The following is an 18,364-nucleotide window of genomic DNA, read 5'->3' as shown; positions in this document are numbered from 1 at the left end:
ACATAAGGAAGCTCAATGCCAGCGCAATGGAATGAATACTATCAGAAAATTTTAAGCCAACCTCACCGCCCAAGCGTGGAAAATGCCGTAAATCGACTTAAGATAGAAGGCAAAGTCGCTCTTGATATTGGCTGCGGAATAGGTCGAGACAGCCACTTTCTCCTCGAAAAGGGATTTAAGGTTCACGCATGTGATAGCAATGAAGATGCAGTAAAAACTTGTTTAACACGCTTTGAAGGTAACAAACGATTTTCGGTTTCGCAGTGCTGTTTTACTGAGTTTAATTATCCTCAGTGCAGCTTGGTTATCGCAAATGCCAGTTTGTTCTTTTGCCCTGACAAAGGCTTCAAACAAGTCTGGACAAAAATAGACAGCGCATTACAACCGAGCGGTATCTTCTGCGGCGATTTCTTGGGAGTGAAAGACTCCTGGGTGACCTCCGAAATGCATCCAAACATTACCGCATTAACGAAAAAGGAAGTGGAAAGCTTATTCGAAGGTTACGACCTCATTTCATTGCATGAAAGAGATGAAGACGGGACCACTGTAGTCGGAAGCCAAAAACATTGGCACATGTTTAGTGTGACCGCTCGAAAGCGCTAAAAATGGTCTCTCGATAAAGAAAGCAGCACTTCAAATCAGTGCTGCTATCAGAGATTAATTGACGGGATACACCACTTCAAAACGCTCTAAAACCAGCGTACGTTTCTCATGCCAATCGATGTTCAACTCATCGCATTCAGCTTTAAAAAATGCAGTATGAGCATCACGCCACCAGTTTAAGGTTCTATCACCTTCGCCTTCTGCGAAGGCAAACTCTGCGGTTACATCCTCATATTTGCATGTACTTACGTCAGTAATTCGTATCACGCAAACCGGGTCCCCATCCCAATTCGTCACTACTTGTAAATGACCGACTTGGGGCATGGTTTCACCATGTTCTCGATACCAAAGCTCCAAACTGCACGATGCAGTTTTCTGTCCAATACGAACCAAATCTGCGCATACATTCGCGTTGTATTCATCGGCACAATAATAGTCAGCACTGACTGATGGTACAGCTTCCCTTTGTTCTGGTGATAATAATTCTAGGAATTGTTCTAAGTAATCCTTAGCTCGCGCGTCCATGCTCACTCCATTAATCATAAATTCGCAAGGAGGATAAAAGATATCACAACAAATAACCATCAGGAACAAACTGAAAAACAACAAGAATATGACTTCTACGAAGACGACTGTTATTTCTTTTGTAATAACTTTGCTAAACGTTTGTGCTATTTGCTATTGTTGCATGGTCTATCTGTACTCTTCTCGTGAAAGGACGTTATATGCGCTTATTTATTGGTATTTTTTTCTCGCTGATACTTGCCTTGCCAACAATGGCATCGGAGGAAAAGTATTCAGAATCGGATCTGTTAGATAGACCATTAATGGAACGCTATATTTTAGATGAACTAAAAGCGCTGCGTCAGGACTATCAAAGCCTAGAAAAGCGAATGATCACAGAGATCACCGATCGCGAGCTAACGGTCGCAGATAAATCGTTGAACTATGCCAACGTGACCGTTACATACTTCTTCTACATCATTGCTGGTGTCGCATCGCTGATTGCCTTTGTCGGATGGCAATCTCTGCGCGAGTTTAAACACAACACCAAAGAGATGGCTGATAAACGATTGGAGAAGATCGCCCAAGAATACGAGAAAAAGTTTGTCGCCCTTGAGCGAGATTTAAAACGCAAAACTCGCATTATCAGCGAAAACAACAAAGAGATTGAGAAAATCAACGAGATCCATAACTTATGGCTACGTGCACAAAGCTCTCAAACTCCAGAACAACGTATTGAGATCTATGATGAAATCTTATTAATTCGTCCAGGTGATTTAGAAGCGTTGACTTACAAAGCCGACGCAGCGATGGAAATCAACGAATACCATTGGGCACTTAGCATTTGTAACCGCGTACTTGAAGTCGATTACACCAACGGCCCTGCACTGTATCAACGCGCGTGTGCATACTCTCGCCTTGGTATCGAAGAGCAAGCTATTGAAGACTTGGAACGCGCAATTGAATACAGCCCATCCATTCGTGATTTACTTGCCGAAGAACGAGACCTCGAATTGCTGCACGGTAATGAGCGTTTTGAAAAGCTCTTACATCTAGCAAGCGAATAATGGAATAAACAGCATGAGCAGCCACTTTAATCTAGAAGACGCTAGCCAAGTATTGGTTGGCGCTTTTGCCCTAGCAGTCCCGATCTCATTTTCGGAGGAAGCGTGGCGATTGGGTGAGAGCCTACCAATGGCAAACTTGCTCATGCTGTTAAGTCTTTCTGTCATTTTCCTCAGTTTTTTCGCGTATCAAAGCGTGTTTCAAAGCCACATCAAGAATCGCGTATCCATCTTTATTTTTCGTGTGGTTATCGCGTACCTCATTGCGGCAGTTGTGGTAGCGTTAGTTCTTTTCTGTCTTGATAAGCTGCCACTCATGAATGAGCCTTTGGTTGCGATAAAGCGCGTTATCGTCATCACAATGCCTGCTTCGATGGGCGCGATCGTAGTCGACAGTTTCGACAAAGAATAGAGATAATCGCTACTCTTCTTCTAACGTTAAGTTCGACCCCGAGTGGTCTTTCCCTAATACATCTTCTGGGTTTCGCAGTGCGCAGGTTTCTAACGACAAGCACCCGCAGCCAATGCATCCGCCTAAATCGTTTTGCAACGCTTTAAGTTTTTGAATCTTTTGTTCTAACTGTTCATGCCAATGGCTTGCCATTTCTTCCCATTGCGCTTTGTTAGGGGCTTGGTGTTTCGGCAGTTCATCTAACGCATGTTTAATTTCTTCTAACGACAACCCAACTTGCTGCGCTGCTTTGATCACCGCAACACGGCGCAACACACTGCGATGGTAGCGACGCTGATTACCTTGATTTCTCCAACTCGAAATCAGTCCTTTTTGCTCGTAAAAATGTAGGGCAGATACTTTCACTCCAGAACGTTTTGCCACTTCTCCTACGCTGATTTCCATCCTTGACTCCCTGTATATCAATTTTGTTAAAAAAACGCTTTACCTCAAGTTTACTTGAGGTTTTAAAGTTGCACCATCTTAATTAACGCTAAACCCCGGCGAGCTCAAGATAATGTGTTCAGCGCGAACGACTTGGTTGTTAAACACAAGACAGTTGGACATCAACCTTTTGAAATACATCGGGAGTTAGAGGCAAACATAATGAAAAATAAAACTCAGCCGTACTTAGCTGGCCGCTTCTTCGACAGTATCTCCTCTGGCTTATTCATGATGGCGCTGCCATGGGTCATGCTTTCCGAACCTAACATGGGTACATTCGTCGCTTTAGTTTCTCTGAGCTGCACCGCGATTTCTTTTCTAGCAACGCCTTTCTTTTCCACTTTAATTGACCGACATTCACGCAAAGTACTACTCGTGCTCAATCAATGGATTCAATCGGGTATGGCTTTGGTGGTGTTCATTGCTTATTGGTTAGGGTTTGAGTCACACTGGTTACTGGCTTTTGCACAATTGGTGTATTGGGTTTCGAGTAATTTTGCATGGACGACCAACAACGCCTTCACCCAAGAAAATTATCAGCACCATGAGTATGCGAAAATTTCGGGTCAGCAAGAAATTGTAATGCAATCCACAACCCTCGGAGCTGGCGCGTTGGGTATTGTTTTGCTTGAAATGTGGGGTATGAAAGAGTTTGCTTTGTTTGCGGCCAGCGCCTCTGCGTTAGCAGCGATGTTCTATATTCTGACGCCTTATACCCAACAATTAAGGGCATCAAAATCCGTTGCTTTCATCGCGCAACTCAAAGAGAGCAAACAAATATTCCGTCTCGAACCTCGATTTTATGGCTTTATTCTGCTCTCTTGCCTCTCTTATCCTGCATTGACGTATTTGAGCAAACTGGTGCCGATTTGGTTTTCTGAACAAGGCATCTCTGGCGATTGGTTTGCAGGGTTCAACATCAGTTTTGGCCTCGGCTCGTTGCTAACCGGCTTTATTGTCACCAAAGTGCTAAGCCGTGCCTCCCATAGCCACATTATGTTCGCTTCGATGGTTATGGTCTCTTTTGCGCTTATCGGTATGAGTTTTGCGATGAGCCCGCTGACCATCTTATTGTTTACGGCGCTGTTTGGCGTATTTAACGCGCTAAATCGCATTGCGAGAGTCAACTGGATGCATCATACCGTAGCGGTTCATCAACGAGGTCGCGTCGATGGCGGCATCAGCATGTTTGCCACCACCATTCAATCTCTCAGTTACGTGTTAATCGCGATGTTAAGTCATTACGAGCTAACACAATACGGTTTTGCAATAGCAGCTGTTGTCATGGTGTTAGCAGTGGTTTTGATGGGATTACTCAGCCGAGACGTCGAGCCGTTTAACGACCTGCCCCTTCATGCAGCAGCAAAGTGAAGCATAGAAGTTGAGAAGTTGAGAAGTTGAGAAATTGAAAAAGCGAGATCAGAAGGCAACCAACATCGTCTTCCTATTTTTTACGCCAGCACTTTTGCCTCTATCGCTTATCAGCAAGGTTGGGTATTCTGAGGTGACCAACATGAGCAGGGGGAAATCGCAGTGAACTTAAGGCAATTAGAAGTCTTTTACGCCATTATGCAAGCAGGAACGGTGTCAGGCGCGGCTCGCTTACTGCACGTTTCCCAACCTAATGTCACTCGAGTTCTCGCCCATACAGAACAACAACTGAGCTTCGCTTTATTTGAGCGTGTAAAAGGTCGCCTCGTTCCCACTCAAGAAGCCAAAGCCTTATTGCCAGAGGCTGAAAAAGTCTATCAACAACTCGGACAATTTCGCTCTCTGACCAACAAAGTCAAACAGGGAACTCAACATTTACGAGTCGGTGCCCCGCCTGTTTTGGCCGCGCACTTGTTAGCGCCGACTGTCGCGTTGTTGTCGAAAGAGCACGGCATCTCCTTTGAGCTATTAACGGCCAATCGCGATGAGCTGTGCTCAGGATTACTGAAACATGAACTGGATGTCGCCATTGCGTTCGGTGAAGAAACACCACCAGCGATCATGGGGCACGTGTTATTGAAAGAAAACTTAGCACTGATCGCTCCTAAAAGCGCAGCGATACCCGCAGAAAAAACCGTCATTTTAGAAGAACTCATCAGTCACGATTTACCCATTATCGGTTTAGATAGCCGAGACCCTCTGGGCTTGCTGTTACATCAAACCTTGTCAGCGCGTGACGAGCATTATCAACATGCCATTACCGTCCGCAGCTACTCCGCGGCGGCTGAACTGGTGAAAAACGAAGCAGGATTCGCGATTGTAGACCCTTGGACTGCAAAACAATATCGCCAAGATAATGCCGTTTCCGTGCATGCTTTGGAGCCAAATATGTCCTTCTCTGTCTCTATTTTATTCGCAGAGCACACACCTCAATCCATTGCGACAAAGCAATTTATCACCGCTCTAAAACAACAGATGGTTTAAAGGTATAACCTGAAGTTATACCTGCCTAACAAATAAGCATTCGGTTTCCTAAATCAGTCTGGCTAAATTAATGAGCAATAACGATGACGAAGGGAACCATCATGCAAATTGCTCAACCTTACCTACTTTTTCTTGGCGATGTAACCGATCCACTTGCAGCAAAAACCGCGCGTGGCATTTACCAATGGCGACCTGAGATTTGCCTTGGCCAAATCCGCCTGACGCCAGAAACCGTATCGCTTGGTTTAACCGACATGACAATACAACAAGCGCAGCAGCAAGGAGCAAAAACGCTGGTGCTCGGCACGGCAAATCCAGGAGGCGTCATTCCCGAAGCTTGGCAAGCAACCTTACTTGAAGCGGCAGAGATGGGATTTGAAATTGCATCGGGCATGCATCAACGTTTGGCGGAATTTTCTCCTCTTGCCGATCTAGAACAACGCGGATTAACCAAACTGTATGATGTTCGCCATTATGATGCCCCGCTCAAGGTCGGCAATGGCAAAGCTCGTGCAGGCAAGCGAGTACTTACTGTAGGAACAGATTGCTCCGTTGGCAAAATGTACTCTGCCCTTGCCATTGAGTATGCATTGAAGCGTAAAAACTGTCGTGCAGAGTTCAAAGCAACGGGTCAAACCGGAATTCTCATCGCAGGCAGTGGCATTTCGATTGATGCCGTAGTTGCCGATTTTATCTCCGGCGCAGTAGAAGCGATCAGCCCTGAGTTCACCGATCACGATTGGGACATCATCGAAGGGCAAGGTTCATTGTTTAACCCTTCGTTTGCTGGCGTAAGTTTGGGCTTACTTCACGGCGCACAAGCTGACGCTCTGATACTGTGCCATGAGATTGGTCGCCCGCACATCCGCAACTTACCACATGCGAGCTTGCCAACCATTGAACAAACGATAGAAGCGAATCTGGCCGCTGCTCGCCTAACAAATCCAAACGCTCAATTAGTGGGTATTTGCTTGAACACTTCGGCGGTCAGCGAAGAAGATGCAGCCCAGTTATGCCAGGATTGGAGCGACAAATACCAAGTGCCCGTCACCGACCCTGTACGTTTTGGCGTTGATGCGGTTGCAGATAGGCTCCTTACGATTTAAGAAACATTTACGGTTTAGAAAATAACTGCGGTTTAGGGAAAACTAGTGAGATGAAAATTCATGTAGAACCTGTCACGATTGCCATGGCGACACCATTTCGCATCTCTCGCGGCAGTCGGACAGAGTGCCACGTAGTCCGCGTGACAATTGAACATCGAGGCATGACCGCCCAAGGTGAATGCACGCCATACCCTCGTTATGGTGAATCGGTTGAATCGGTGATTAAGGCGATTTCTCACGCCGCGCATGAACTGCAAAGTTTGTATGCCAAAGGCGAAGCTGATGTCATGGTTCTCAAAAGCCAGCTTCAATCGTTATTACCCGCAGGGGCGGCAAGAAATGCATTGGATTGCGCCCTTTGGCATCTTCACGCGCTTTTGAGCCAAAAGCAGCAGGTTCACGACCTCTTTACGTTACCCGAGGCGATTGTGACGGCGATGACGGTTTCTATCGACACGCCGCAAGCGATGGCAAAACAGGCACAAGCTTACCTTAGCCAAGGCGCAAAACTGCTAAAGGTAAAACTGGATGGTGAAAACGTGATTGAGCGCGTTGCAGCAGTACGCGATGCCGCGCCGCACGCACAAATTGTCTTAGATGCGAATGAAGCGTGGCAAAACCTCGACCTCGCGACGGTATTTGCTCAACTCGAACCGTTTAATATCACCATGATCGAGCAACCGTTGTCACAAGACTGCGACGACGTACTCGCCAGCATTCCACACCCCATTCCACTTTGCGCCGATGAGAGTTGTCACACCAGAGAGCAATTGCATCAACTGCTTGGCAAATACGAGATGGTGAACATTAAGCTAGATAAAACTGGCGGGCTCACTGAAGCACTATTATTAGCCGACGACGCCCAAAAACTCGGTTTTAGCCTCATGTCCGGTTGTATGTTGGGGACGTCGCTGGCGATGCGAGCCGCGTTACCCATTGCTGCTCAGGCGAGCGTTGTCGATCTTGATGGCCCGGTGTTACTAGGACAAGATGTAACGCCAAGCTTGGTTTATCGCGACGGCGAAATCGTTCTTTCCAAATAGCCTAAACAATCCAGAGGTTTTACTCCAAAAGTCAGAACCTCTGAGTTTATGATCTCGATAAAAAAAAACAATCAGCCCCATCATGAAATAAGTCACATAAATTATATGGTTATTGAGGCATGCTAAGATTCCAGTAGTCCAAGAAGGTGATCTTATGCATCGAGTCATCCGGAAAATGACGTGGAAAACGAATAGGCGGTAATCCCGCCCTACTCCAATGCAGTGCGTGGGTTTCTATAACAACCCACTTCCTAGCAATTCGTAGGTTTTTCACGCCATCTTGCAAGGAGGCTCTATGCCTATCAATAAAATACGCAATATCGCTTTTGTCGGTCAAACCGGGACCGGTAAAACCACACTGATAGAAAAACTGCTCTTCACCTGCGATGCCACCCACCATTTAGGCAGCGTAGAAAAAGGCGATACTGTTACCGACTTCGACCCTCAATCCATCCAATATCAACACAGTATTGAAGCAACGCCAGTCGCACTGCGCTGGAATAAACACCGGCTCAATATCATCGACACTCCGGGACAAAACGAGTTACTTGGCCGTACTATCAGTGTTTTTCCTGCCGTTGAAACATCCGCCCTTGTCATCGACCCTCAAACACCACTAAACCAAACTTCCGATCGCCTATTCACCTTTGCAAAAGAGCAGCAAAAATGTCAGATGATCATCATCAATAAGCTCGATAACCACGGTAATCAGTTAGAGAGATTGATGGAGAACATCGTTGAGCATTTTGGTGACCACTGCTTGCCGATCAACTTACCTTCGACTGACGGAGAATCTGTAGTTGACTGCTATTTCGAACCAGAATTGGGACGAGAAACCTTACTTGCAACGGTAGATGAAGCTCATGAGACCTTAATTGACCAAGTTATCGAAGTCGATGAAGAACTAATGGAACTGTATCTGGAACAAGGCTCCGAACTCACCGCAGAGCAACTGCATGATCCGTTTGAAGAAGCACTGAGAACTGGACATGTGATTCCTGTCTGTTTTGTCTCAGCACAAACCGGTGCGGGCGTCGAGCTGCTGCTACGCACCTTGGCGGAGATCATGCCCATGCCAAACGAGGGTAACCCTCCTCAACTGGAAAAGAACGGCAAAAAAATCAAAGTAAATTGCGAAACCTTAGAGCACACCGTCGCACACGTGTACAAAGTCAGCGTCGACCCATATATGGGAAAACTTGCCTACTTACGTGTATATCAGGGTGAAATCAATGCGGGCAGCCAGCTTTATATTGGCGAAAGCAACAAGGCATTCAAGGTTGGGCACTTATATCAACTGCAGGGCAAAGATAGAACCGAGATCCCTCGCGCGCTTACAGGCGACTTCTGCGTTTTAGCCAAAGTGGATGATCTCGAATTCGATTCAATCGTTCATGACTCTCACGAAGAAGATGGTGTTCAACTCAAAACGTTGGATCTTCCTGACCCCATGTATTCTTTGTGCTTGAAGCCTCTTAAGCGTGGAGATGAGCAAAAATTAGGAGATGTGCTGAATAAAATTGCCAGTGAAGATCCTTCTCTGCGCATCGAACATCGCGCTCGCACCAACGAAACCATCATCAGCGGCCAAGGGGAGTTTCACCTCAAAGTCGCATTAGAAAAGATGGCGAACGTGTACAAACTGGACGTCGAAACCTGCCAACCAAGCGTCGAATACTTTGAAACCATCACCAAACCTGCCGAAGGGCATTATCGACACAAAAAACAAAGTGGCGGTGCAGGCCAATTTGGTGAAGTGCAATTGAAGGTTCGTCCACTCGAACGTGGTGCCGGATTTAAGTTCATCAACAAAGTGGTGGGTGGCGCCATTCCAACCGCGCTCATTCCTGCTGTTGAAAAAGGTATTTTGCAAGCGTTAGAGGAAGGCGCGATTTCTGGCAACCCAATTAAGGATGTGGAAGTCACCGTTTATGACGGTAAATATCACTCCGTCGATTCGAAAGAAATAGCGTTTGTCATCGCAGGTAAGAAAGCCTTTTTAGATGCGATTAACAACGCAGATCCTATTGTGCTAGAACCCATTGTCCAGATGGAACTGCACATCCCAACCGCGAACGTTGGCGATGTTTCTGGAGATTTATCTGGAAACCGAGGCTTAATCGAAGGCACCGAGCCAATCGACAGTAGCTTCACCTTACTCAGAGCCAAGTCACCAGTAAACGAGCTGCAAGATTACGCTCGTCGATTACGAGCTATCACGGGTGGTGAAGGCAGTTTTAGTATGACTTTAAGCCATTACGAGCCCGCGCCACCAGCAGTGCAAAAACAGGTCTGCCAAGGCAGTGCACAACAAGGTTAATTCCCTACGATTCAAATCAATCACATAAACAAAAAAGCGCCCTCATTTTGAGGGCGCTTTTAGGTAAAAGAAAAATTATTTATCGAGAGACAAACCTATCTGACTGATTTTGCTTTCAAACTCTTCGATGCTGTTCGCTTTGTAAGTCGGAGCACCGTTAAAGTAGCGCGGTTTCTCTGGCAGCATCGCATTTTTCAGCTCTTGTTCTTGATCGATATTGTCATGGTAAACCGTTACACGATTTGGAATATCCTGCTTCATTACAGCCATTTTGGTTCTCCTTTATTAAGACGAATAGTAAGCGTAGAACGAATTTATCGGAGTACAGGCGAGACTGTGTAAAATTTAGACACTCACAGCAAAATCATATTTAAACAGTTGCATTTAATATTTTTGAGGCACTTTGTCGTGGCTATTGGAAAACGTGAGTGCAGCGATTAAGGTGAGCTCTCTCTACATGAAGACAGGAAGTCCGGTGTCGCAACAAGAACTCAACCAAATGGGCAGTGCCAAAGTTTTTCTCATCGAAAAAGATGGCGTCCAAGTAATAGAAAAACGTAACCCTACTCAAATAGAAGTGGCGTTTTATCAACGCTATGCCGAGCAGTTTAACGCGCTTGGAATACACGTACCGCGCTTGATTCAACTCGACGACCAGAAAAACGTTCTGTACATTGAATACGTTCCCCACGCAGTCGAGCAAGCATTCTTACTTGAAGATGATCGAGTCATTGAACAACTCGTCAAACTGCACCGACTTCCACCAACATCAGATGGTGTTTATCACCGCCACCAGTGGACACCACAAGCGACTCAACAAGCACTCGCAACACTTAAACTGGGCTCAGAGACAGAACAGTTCTTCCACCAGCTACAACAACGATCGGCGCACCTTTTCGATGGGCAGAACTTGATCTCCGGAGACACCAATGCAGGAAACTGGGGACAGCGCCAAAATGGCGAGCTGGTGCTGTTCGACTGGGAGCGCTTTTCTACAGGGCATGTCGCGATAGATTTAGCGCCGCTCATCGAGGGCATGGGCACATTTGATGATTACTTGAACGTAGCAGACAAATATATAAAGTGCGCAGAGAAAGGTGAAACAACAGAATTGGCGCGCGATATCGGACTAGCAAAAGCGTGGATCGTTGTCGAGGTAGTCAACATACTGGTCTCCAGAGAGAATCCGCAGACCAGCAAGTATTTGGACTGGTTTCGGCAAACCTTGCCGCAATGGGCCAAAAGCCTTAGCGCTCAGGTGATGAGTTAGGCTCTGAGATTTGATATAAACGCCTTTCAGGTTCTGCGCATGAGGTTTCGCAGTTGCATACTTTATCAACACCGACGTTGTTTAAACCGCCGCAACTTCCTTGAATGCGCTTGTTGTGAAAAATGACGCCAAGTGACATCAACAAAATGATTGCGAGAAAACCAAGAAAGGTAAATAACCAAACCATATTAACCTGCCTTATTAGCCATCGACTCTAGCTTAAGTATAGCAGGGCTAGATGTTGCTTTGAGTAGCGCCTTAGGTCTTGCCAACAAGGAGGGTTTTGATTTTTGGCCACCACAACCACAGGAGCCGCAGCCGCCTTTTTGTTTGTGAACACTTTTCTTATGATTGTTTGATGGGCGTCCTTGAGAGGGCTCAATCAAAGGCTCTCTTGGAACCGCAAGCACATCTTCCAAGGAACTACGAGTAGACAGCCTAAATACTGGCGTGCCACTGCTAAGTAGCTTTGCCAATACACGTTCACCGATATTTCGCACAAGAACAGCATCCACATTGTACCCTTGTAGAGACTGAATCAACTGAGACTTCGCATTACAACCCGCTTGTGGCATAGAAGCTATGTTCGCTAAGTTTTTTAGCATACCGTCAGTATCAGAATAAATAGCAATGTATGGTGCTTTTACAAAGTGGTTTGCCACCCGCTCACCATCATTAGGAATAGCATAAATCATAAGTTTGACTCCTCATTCGGAAAAACTAATGCATGACCTTCAACTAAACTTTTTGCGACTTTCAATCTTGCACTTTTTACTGTGTTACCAAAAGTTTGTCTAGAAACGCCCATCTGCTCCGCAGCTTGCTGCTGGCTAAGCCCCTCTAAGTCGGCTAAACGTAGCGCTTCTAACTCTTCTGGTAATATGGCGACTTGCTCCAACTGATTAAATGGAATGCCATTGGGCTTAAAGCAATGGTGAGCCGCACGTCCGCATATTCGTCTTTCTATCTTTGGTCTTGCCATCATTGTCCCTCAAAAACACAGAGTCAAATTACGCCTTAAACTGGCATATGCCAATAACATTTTTAGCATATGCCAATAAACTAAGTTTGCAAAAATCAACACGACAAATACGTAATACATCAGCATTAATTAGACATCTAATAATTTAGGGATTTTGATGACAAACGAACAAAAAGATCAATTCTAATTAACCGGATAATAAAAACGTTAGTTTGCGCAGATTTTTCATACAAATACACGCTAATGTGTTCATTTTATTGAAGAAGAAAAACTATAATCCAAGCAAATCATTAGTTTGAACACTAATGATTGTTTTATTTAAAAGGATGTATACCTAAGAAACGAAAAAGAGAAGTTTGACGACATTGGCCTGAGCTTAAAGGGTAATACTTTCGATACAGAACCTGTCGAACGAACATTACTTGGCCTAGGTGCCCTACTCTTCTTGCCAAATTAAGTTTCTTGAGAGCGCTTAGGTATATCAGAAAAAGGAAGTACATATGTCTGACTCAAATTGGCTCAGCGAATTCCCGGAAATGGATGCCTCTGATCTCAGGGCGATTCGCAAAACACTCGACGGCGCCTACAGAGATTTCTCTCGCGAGTATGGTGAACTCATTGAGTCTCTGTTTGATCCACTCCTTGCGTTTCTTGTCTGGTTTGAAAAACTTCTGATTTCTACACCTTGGTTCATTATTTTAGGTGTCTGCACCACTCTCGTTTATGCCGCCAGCCGCTCTTGGAAACTGGCCGCTGCATGTTTTGGTTCGCTGATTCTGATTGGCTATTTTGGAATGTGGGAAGACACTATGCGTACGCTCAGTATCATCACTGTATGTACTATGCTTGCCATCGCACTTGGTATCCCTATAGGCATCGCTATGGCGCGCTCTAATCGCATTCAGTCGGTGGTAACACCATTACTCGACGTCATGCAAACCATGCCGGCATTTGTGTATCTCATTCCAGTTGTGATGTTATTGGGCATCGGGAAAATTCCTGGCCTTATCGCAGTAGTGATCTACGCGATTCCACCGGTTATTCGTTTAACCAATTTGGGCATTCGTCTAGTTGATAAAGAAGTATTGGAAGCCGCAACCGCATTTGGTGCCAGCACTCGGCAACGGCTTTTTGGGGTTCAGCTTCCGCTTGCAATGCCAACCATCATGGCGGGAATTAACCAAACGATCATGATGGCACTGTCAATGGTGGTCATCGCATCAATGATTGGGGTAAAAGGTTTAGGTCAGCCTGTTCTAAAGTCTATTACCAATCAATATTTCACTCTTGGTCTTCTCAATGGTTTAGCAATTGTCGCCCTAGCAATCCTTTTTGATCGTGCTTCACAAGCGTATGCGAAACGCACTCAAGCTCATTTAGGAGACTCAAAACATGACTAGTCCACTTATCGAAATCAGCGGTCTGTATAAAATCTTCGGCCCCAAGCCCAATAGCGTGATTGAGCGCGTTAAGTTGGGACATAGTAAAGAGCAGGTTTTAACGGAAACGGGCCACACGGTCGGACTAAAAGACATCAACCTGCAAATTCAAAAGGGTGAAATTTTTGTCATTATGGGATTATCCGGTTCTGGAAAATCCACCATGATTCGCCACTTCAACCGATTAATCGATCCAACCATGGGGCAGATTTTGGTAGAAGGGGTGGATGTCATGCAACTTTCGAACAAAGAGCTTGAACAGTTTCGCCGTCACAAGATGTCTATGGTGTTCCAGCGCTTTGGTTTGCTGCCTCATCGCACTGTTATCGACAACATCGCATATGGTTTGGAAGTTCAGGGAATGAATAAAGAGGCGCGCTTAGAAAAAGCAAATGAATGGTTAGAAACCGTTGGACTGACGGGTTATAAGCACCAGTATCCTGCTCAACTATCGGGTGGACAGCAACAGCGTGTGGGCCTTGCACGGGCACTGGCTACCGACGCCGAAATACTGTTGATGGACGAGGCTTTTTCAGCATTGGACCCTCTGATTCGGAGCGAAATGCAAGATCAGCTGGTAGAGCTGCAACAGAAGCTGCACAAAACCATTATTTTCATTACTCATGATTTAGATGAAGCGCTTCGACTTGGCGATCGCATCGCGATTCTTAAAGACGGTGAACTTGTCCAACAAGGTTCACCAGACGAAATTTTACTGCATCCTGCCGATGAGTACGTTGAAGCCTTTGTAAAAGACGTCAATAGAGCGCGAGCACTGACAGTCGAAACGCTGATGCAGCCACCTTCGTACTGTGTTCGCGCTGAAACCATTGAAGATGCACTAAGTGAAATGAAACGTGTTAAACGTGATTATGCCTACCATGAGACCAATGCAGGCTATCAAGGCGTGATAACACAGCAAGGATTGCTAAACGCAGCGAAGTTAACTCATATATCAGATTGGCGTGATGATATCTATGAAGAGGTGCCTATCATCTCTCCACATTTAGCCATTGAGCAAGTGCTGACTGAAGTCATGTCGTGTGAACATTCACTGCCCGTCATCGATGAGCACGGCCATTTGAAAGGCGAATTAAATCGTCAGGTTATTGCGGAGCTGTTTTCTGATCAACGAAGCACAAAACGAGGCACTTCACGCTCAAGCTTCAATAACGTTTCTTAGATGATGTTGATAATACAGCTCACAACAATGTGGGCTGTTATCAATTAACTCACTCCCACTCCCCTTTTTAGATATTTATCTGTGGGCTCAAGCTTGATACCCCAAGCAACATTTACATTGTTCTGATTTTCCTGACAATTTCATGCTCATATCCGGTTTTATTGACATAGTTAGATCATTCTATTGCTTTTTGATGACGCAAATCCTCGATAAATGTCTACTATTACTCTCATACAAAATCTTGATTTAAAGAGGGATAAAATGAAAAAGACAATGTTGGCACTAACAGGCGCGGTAATCATTCTTGCAGGCTGTCAAGATGAGAAACCTGCCGAAACAAGCGCAGTTGAAGTACCTCAGGCAACGGAAACTGAAGTCACCACCAGTGCAGACGTTACGACTGAGACAATTGACACGTTACCAGTAGAAGAAGAACAGGTAATTACTGAAGAGACATTTGTAGACTCTGAACACAACGCACAAAGTGCTCTGGACTGGAACGGCACCTACAAAGGAACACTACCTTGCGCGGATTGTGCTGGTATCGATATGACCATCACACTAAATCAAGATGGCACTTACGTACTTGAAGAAAGCTACCAAGACAAAGAAGACGGTCAATCAAAATCTGAAGGTCAATTCACTTGGGACGCAAATGGCAGCATCGTAACGTTGACAAATGAAGATGCACCAAACCAATACTTTGTTGGTGAAAACGTACTTATGAAGCTAGACATGAATGGCGAAAAAGTAACGGGTGACCTAGCACCACTATACAACTTAACGAAACAGTAAGAAGTTAGTATCAATACCTGATAAATACCCCAAATCCGAGCCACCCCAGCTCGGATTTTTTCGCTGTTTTAACGAAAGCTATTCCAGCAACCTTTCTATTCTGAAGCAACATTCTGCTTCTTACCCTGATTGTTCATTACATTTCCATACGCTTTGCCGATAGATGCTTACAACGTCATTTTGTACAGTGTTCAAAACAAAACAGAACAACTCGGAAAAATGATGAAAAAAACATTAATTGCACTACTTACTCTGACAGCTGCTGGCTCAGCTTTCGCTGGCGATACTTACATTCGTAACGGTAACATCTACAACAACGAAGGCGGTTGGAACGTAGAAGCTGGTGTGGCTCAAGGCAGCGATCTTTTCAAAGATCAAAAGCATAATACAGCACCAATTCTCAACGGTGGTTACCATGGTGACGACTTTAATGCCGACCTAAGTGGCATTAACTACCGCTTCTTCGGTAACACCAATGAGTTAATCAACATGAGTGCCTACCTTGTAGGTAGTGGTGTAATGCGCGACGGTGATACAGCGAAAAGCCTGAAAGGCACAGATAAACGCCGTTTCGCCGTCGATCTAGGTTTAAACGCAGACTTTACACTGGATCAAAACAACGTCATTTCTACATACCTTCAGCACGATATCAGCGGTGCTTACAAAGGTTACTTGGCGGGCGCGACTTACTTCCACATCATGAAATTCGGTAGTGTTGATTTTGTTCCTTTTGCTAACCTAACTTATCAAAGTGAAGACTACGTAGATTACTACTTTGGTGTGAAACAACGCGAAGCAAACGCAAACCGCAAAGCATACAAAGGTGATTCAACGGTAAGCTATGGTGTGGGCTACAAACTTGTTATGCCAATCAACGACAACTGGCAAGTAAGCCAAATGACACAATACACGCGCCTAGGCAGCGGTATCAGCGACTCTTCTATCGTTGATAGCGCAAACCAATGGGTTGTTGGCGCAAGTGTGTCGTACAACTTCTAATCCGATACGCCCTTATAAAGCCATCATTTCGATGGCTTTATGCGTTGGACATTTGCATAATCTTGAACACCGACTCTAGTGTGAATGAGCAATCCATAACCTATGTAAATCGCTATAGCCTGTATTCTTCACCTGCACACCTCGCACTTGCTGTGTTTTTGTCACTTCTTCGTAGCCAACAAACAAAGGCAAATATAGGTACTGATCGCGCAGCGCTTTCTCTAGGTTTAATAAAGACTGTAGCGAGTGATCATCTGCCATCGCCCTGCGAACCTTTTCTCTATGGCTTAACATCTGGCTTTGATCAAAACTAAAACGCAGTCCAGTTGCTATCGACAGCCATTCGAAGATGCCATATTCAAATGGTGCTTCCATGACTTCCTCAATGAAGAGCAAATCTGCTTGGTGAGACACTACCTCAGGAAAACTAATGTCATCAATAACAATGATCTCTAACTCTAATCCCGTTGCACGAATCACACTGTGCAACCATTCGGAATGACGAATTAAACTCGGAATCGTCCAGACAGGTTCAGCTAATACCACTTTACCTTTCAGTTTAGGTATCACAACACCATCTGTTATTGATAAATCTTGCTCGTGAGTCTCTAACTGAATGCTGTCAACGGCACTTGGCGCATCATAAATTCGCTTTTGCACATGGATGTAATCAGCGAGTTGATACCAAGTCTCTTTTGTGAGTTGGGATTCCACGCGTTCGCGGTAGGTCAAATATGAAAATGCGCTAATTTTTTCCACTTCAACGTGATCGGAGCTTTGGTTAAAGCTCAACATATTTAAGGTTTTAACATCACCATGAGACAGCGTTATTTGATCTAACAATGCGCGTGCTGAAAAATACTCTTTGTGCGCTTCAAGAGTCATACTCTCCTGGTTCCAGCCGCTGATTTTAAATGGCCCAGTCCCTATGTGGTAGGAATAACTAGAACCGAAAGAGACGACATCTCGACACAGAATAGACGCATGAGGAGTTGCTAGCATGTATGGAAACAACTTGTTCGGATGCTTCAATATGATTTTTAAGCAGTTAGATGTTTCTGCAACCACGCTATCAATGCATTGCCAGAGCTCGTGAACTGGTCCTTTTATCTCCCTAAGTCTTTCTATACTCCAAACCACATCCTGTATGTTAAGGGGTTCGCCATCATGGCGATATATGCCTGGCCGCAACCATAACGTCATTACCTTGCCTTCCATTTTCCATTCGTGTGCTAACGATGGCTCGATACCACCATTGGAATTTTGGGTCAGCAATACGTCATAAACGCTTTTCGCGACGTGTAATTCAGTGTGACGGTAAGTATTCGCAGGGTCGATTTTGGATACCCAAGGGTAAGAAGAAATCAAAATAGCGTTATTTGATTCATTCAATCGATTCACTTTTTCAGATGCGATAGTTAGTGCTCTAACCGCGGTTTGACCGAACCAATCAATAAGTTTCGTTATTGAGTTCATTCTTCCTCTGCCAAGCTCCTCAACCAAAAACTCGGTCATCGCTTGTTGGAGGGAAATATTAATACTGAGACGGCTAGCGTTACTTCGGCCAATCGCAGGTTGCCAATCGACCCAATCGTAAGTGGCAAGCTTTTTCATCACAATAGAAACATTGCGCCTCGACGTGCAAATCACCGCTTCTAGCTCAGAAAGCGTAACAAGGTGATACTGGTGAGGTTCAAAGTGCTTTAACAGTAGATCCAGATACCTAAGATTGACATCGTTCACAAA

General features: G+C 45.1%; 20 protein-coding genes. 13 read left to right on the top strand and 7 right to left on the bottom strand.

All coding sequences use genetic code 11. The features are described from left to right. Positions 1-15 precede the first annotated feature (15 nt). On the top strand, positions 16-603 hold the full coding sequence (locus R7M72_RS13250; RefSeq protein ID WP_005373885.1) for a class I SAM-dependent methyltransferase: 588 nt from the start codon (positions 16-18) through the stop codon (positions 601-603). A gap of 54 nt (positions 604-657) precedes the next feature. On the opposite strand, the gene R7M72_RS13245 is transcribed toward R7M72_RS13250, so the two are convergent. Further along, positions 658-1,128 carry an ASCH domain-containing protein gene (locus tag R7M72_RS13245; protein WP_005373887.1) on the bottom strand — a complete coding sequence of 157 codons (471 nt, stop codon included), beginning with the start codon at positions 1,126-1,128 and terminating at the stop codon, positions 658-660. Positions 1,129-1,328: 200 nt separating this feature from the next. Between R7M72_RS13245 and R7M72_RS13240 the strand changes: the two genes are divergently transcribed. Next, entirely contained in the window at positions 1,329-2,174 is an 846-nt protein-coding gene (locus R7M72_RS13240; RefSeq protein ID WP_005373890.1) for a tetratricopeptide repeat protein, read from the top strand. 13 nt (positions 2,175-2,187) lie between these two features. Next, positions 2,188-2,583: a DUF2391 family protein gene (locus R7M72_RS13235; RefSeq protein WP_005373896.1), complete on the top strand. Its 396-nt coding sequence runs from the start codon at positions 2,188-2,190 to the stop codon at positions 2,581-2,583. A gap of 9 nt (positions 2,584-2,592) precedes the next feature. Here R7M72_RS13235 and soxR read toward each other — a convergent pair whose 3' ends face one another. Continuing rightward, positions 2,593-3,027, bottom strand: coding sequence for a redox-sensitive transcriptional activator SoxR (gene soxR, locus R7M72_RS13230; protein ID WP_005373898.1), 435 nt, complete (start codon positions 3,025-3,027; stop codon positions 2,593-2,595). A 201-nt stretch (positions 3,028-3,228) separates the two neighbouring features. On the opposite strand from soxR, the gene R7M72_RS13225 reads away from it, so the two are divergent. The 5 genes from R7M72_RS13225 to fusA all read left to right on the top strand — a co-directional run bounded on the left by R7M72_RS13225 (position 3,229) and on the right by fusA (position 9,950). Further along, complete coding sequence (locus R7M72_RS13225) at positions 3,229-4,437, top strand: MFS transporter (protein WP_025767996.1); 1,209 nt, start codon at positions 3,229-3,231, stop codon at positions 4,435-4,437. A 162-nt stretch (positions 4,438-4,599) separates the two neighbouring features. Further along, positions 4,600-5,481 carry a LysR family transcriptional regulator gene (locus R7M72_RS13220; protein ID WP_025767997.1) on the top strand — a complete coding sequence of 294 codons (882 nt, stop codon included), beginning with the start codon at positions 4,600-4,602 and terminating at the stop codon, positions 5,479-5,481. A 101-nt stretch (positions 5,482-5,582) separates the two neighbouring features. Next, positions 5,583-6,587 (top strand): N-acetyltransferase DgcN, encoded by a 1,005-nt coding sequence (gene dgcN / locus R7M72_RS13215; protein ID WP_025767998.1) that lies wholly within the window; start codon positions 5,583-5,585, stop codon positions 6,585-6,587. A 50-nt stretch (positions 6,588-6,637) separates the two neighbouring features. Further along, positions 6,638-7,630 (top strand): N-acetyl-D-Glu racemase DgcA, encoded by a 993-nt coding sequence (gene dgcA / locus R7M72_RS13210; RefSeq protein WP_053307177.1) that lies wholly within the window; start codon positions 6,638-6,640, stop codon positions 7,628-7,630. Between the two features lie 295 nt (positions 7,631-7,925). Beyond that, entirely contained in the window at positions 7,926-9,950 is a 2,025-nt protein-coding gene (gene fusA, locus R7M72_RS13205) for an elongation factor G (RefSeq protein WP_042523303.1), read from the top strand. 75 nt (positions 9,951-10,025) lie between these two features. Here fusA and R7M72_RS13200 read toward each other — a convergent pair whose 3' ends face one another. Next, complete coding sequence (locus R7M72_RS13200; RefSeq protein ID WP_005373920.1) at positions 10,026-10,220, bottom strand: hypothetical protein; 195 nt, start codon at positions 10,218-10,220, stop codon at positions 10,026-10,028. A gap of 187 nt (positions 10,221-10,407) precedes the next feature. Between R7M72_RS13200 and R7M72_RS13195 the strand changes: the two genes are divergently transcribed. Beyond that, positions 10,408-11,220: an aminoglycoside phosphotransferase family protein gene (locus tag R7M72_RS13195; protein WP_165935375.1), complete on the top strand. Its 813-nt coding sequence runs from the start codon at positions 10,408-10,410 to the stop codon at positions 11,218-11,220. Here the strand turns inward: R7M72_RS13195 and nqrM are convergent. From nqrM to R7M72_RS13180, 3 genes are read right to left on the bottom strand one after another with little or no spacing between them, the layout of a single operon-like run. Continuing rightward, positions 11,198-11,407, bottom strand: a complete 210-nt coding sequence (gene nqrM, locus R7M72_RS13190) for a (Na+)-NQR maturation NqrM (RefSeq protein WP_017635136.1) — start codon at positions 11,405-11,407, stop codon at positions 11,198-11,200. The two genes, R7M72_RS13195 and nqrM, sit on opposite strands and share 23 nt — an antisense overlap. 1 nt (position 11,408) lies before the next feature. Further along, entirely contained in the window at positions 11,409-11,915 is a 507-nt protein-coding gene (locus tag R7M72_RS13185) for a NifB/NifX family molybdenum-iron cluster-binding protein (RefSeq protein ID WP_005387209.1), read from the bottom strand. Further along, positions 11,912-12,202 (bottom strand): DUF134 domain-containing protein, encoded by a 291-nt coding sequence (locus tag R7M72_RS13180; protein WP_005373924.1) that lies wholly within the window; start codon positions 12,200-12,202, stop codon positions 11,912-11,914. The genes R7M72_RS13185 and R7M72_RS13180 overlap by 4 nt, the downstream gene beginning before the upstream one ends. A 500-nt stretch (positions 12,203-12,702) precedes the next feature. On the opposite strand from R7M72_RS13180, the gene R7M72_RS13175 reads away from it, so the two are divergent. The 4 genes from R7M72_RS13175 (at position 12,703) to ompV (ending at position 16,618) form a co-directional block, all read left to right on the top strand. Further along, entirely contained in the window at positions 12,703-13,602 is a 900-nt protein-coding gene (locus tag R7M72_RS13175; RefSeq protein ID WP_005373926.1) for an ABC transporter permease, read from the top strand. Then, on the top strand, positions 13,595-14,824 hold the full coding sequence (locus R7M72_RS13170) for a glycine betaine/L-proline ABC transporter ATP-binding protein (protein ID WP_005373928.1): 1,230 nt from the start codon (positions 13,595-13,597) through the stop codon (positions 14,822-14,824). Before R7M72_RS13175 ends, R7M72_RS13170 begins: the two co-directional genes overlap by 8 nt. A gap of 261 nt (positions 14,825-15,085) precedes the next feature. Further along, positions 15,086-15,619 carry a copper resistance protein NlpE gene (locus R7M72_RS13165; protein WP_005373930.1) on the top strand — a complete coding sequence of 178 codons (534 nt, stop codon included), beginning with the start codon at positions 15,086-15,088 and terminating at the stop codon, positions 15,617-15,619. A gap of 222 nt (positions 15,620-15,841) precedes the next feature. After that, entirely contained in the window at positions 15,842-16,618 is a 777-nt protein-coding gene (ompV, locus tag R7M72_RS13160) for an outer membrane protein OmpV (RefSeq protein WP_017635134.1), read from the top strand. 75 nt (positions 16,619-16,693) lie between these two features. Here ompV and R7M72_RS13155 read toward each other — a convergent pair whose 3' ends face one another. Continuing rightward, the gene (locus R7M72_RS13155; RefSeq protein WP_005387219.1) at positions 16,694-18,361 is read right to left on the bottom strand and encodes an ABC transporter substrate-binding protein; all 1,668 of its coding nucleotides are present in this window, start codon (positions 18,359-18,361) and stop codon (positions 16,694-16,696) included. Between the last annotated feature and the right edge of the window lie 3 nt (positions 18,362-18,364).

The sequence above is a fragment of the Vibrio sp. YT-18 genome (assembly GCF_033337345.1).
Lineage (GTDB): Bacteria > Pseudomonadota > Gammaproteobacteria > Enterobacterales > Vibrionaceae > Vibrio > Vibrio alginolyticus.
This window is presented reverse-complemented; position numbering and strand designations above follow the sequence as displayed.

Excerpts from the sequence above, each read along its gene's own strand:
- dgcN (WP_025767998.1), top strand. The coding sequence starts at position 5,583 with ATGCAAATTGCTCAACCTTACCTACTTTTTCTTGGCGATGTAACCGAT.
- ompV (WP_017635134.1), top strand. The coding sequence starts at position 15,842 with ATGAAAAAAACATTAATTGCACTACTTACTCTGACAGCTGCTGGCTCA.
- nqrM (WP_017635136.1), bottom strand. The coding sequence starts at position 11,407 with ATGGTTTGGTTATTTACCTTTCTTGGTTTTCTCGCAATCATTTTGTTG.
- R7M72_RS13170 (WP_005373928.1), top strand. The coding sequence starts at position 13,595 with ATGACTAGTCCACTTATCGAAATCAGCGGTCTGTATAAAATCTTCGGC.
- R7M72_RS13245 (WP_005373887.1), bottom strand. The coding sequence starts at position 1,128 with ATGGACGCGCGAGCTAAGGATTACTTAGAACAATTCCTAGAATTATTA.
- R7M72_RS13175 (WP_005373926.1), top strand. The coding sequence starts at position 12,703 with ATGTCTGACTCAAATTGGCTCAGCGAATTCCCGGAAATGGATGCCTCT.
- R7M72_RS13185 (WP_005387209.1), bottom strand. The coding sequence starts at position 11,915 with ATGATTTATGCTATTCCTAATGATGGTGAGCGGGTGGCAAACCACTTT.
- dgcA (WP_053307177.1), top strand. The coding sequence starts at position 6,638 with ATGAAAATTCATGTAGAACCTGTCACGATTGCCATGGCGACACCATTT.
- fusA (WP_042523303.1), top strand. The coding sequence starts at position 7,926 with ATGCCTATCAATAAAATACGCAATATCGCTTTTGTCGGTCAAACCGGG.
- soxR (WP_005373898.1), bottom strand. The coding sequence starts at position 3,027 with ATGGAAATCAGCGTAGGAGAAGTGGCAAAACGTTCTGGAGTGAAAGTA.
- R7M72_RS13180 (WP_005373924.1), bottom strand. The coding sequence starts at position 12,202 with ATGGCAAGACCAAAGATAGAAAGACGAATATGCGGACGTGCGGCTCAC.
- R7M72_RS13235 (WP_005373896.1), top strand. The coding sequence starts at position 2,188 with ATGAGCAGCCACTTTAATCTAGAAGACGCTAGCCAAGTATTGGTTGGC.
- R7M72_RS13195 (WP_165935375.1), top strand. The coding sequence starts at position 10,408 with ATGAAGACAGGAAGTCCGGTGTCGCAACAAGAACTCAACCAAATGGGC.
- R7M72_RS13165 (WP_005373930.1), top strand. The coding sequence starts at position 15,086 with ATGAAAAAGACAATGTTGGCACTAACAGGCGCGGTAATCATTCTTGCA.
- R7M72_RS13225 (WP_025767996.1), top strand. The coding sequence starts at position 3,229 with ATGAAAAATAAAACTCAGCCGTACTTAGCTGGCCGCTTCTTCGACAGT.
- R7M72_RS13250 (WP_005373885.1), top strand. The coding sequence starts at position 16 with ATGCCAGCGCAATGGAATGAATACTATCAGAAAATTTTAAGCCAACCT.
- R7M72_RS13240 (WP_005373890.1), top strand. The coding sequence starts at position 1,329 with ATGCGCTTATTTATTGGTATTTTTTTCTCGCTGATACTTGCCTTGCCA.
- R7M72_RS13200 (WP_005373920.1), bottom strand. The coding sequence starts at position 10,220 with ATGGCTGTAATGAAGCAGGATATTCCAAATCGTGTAACGGTTTACCAT.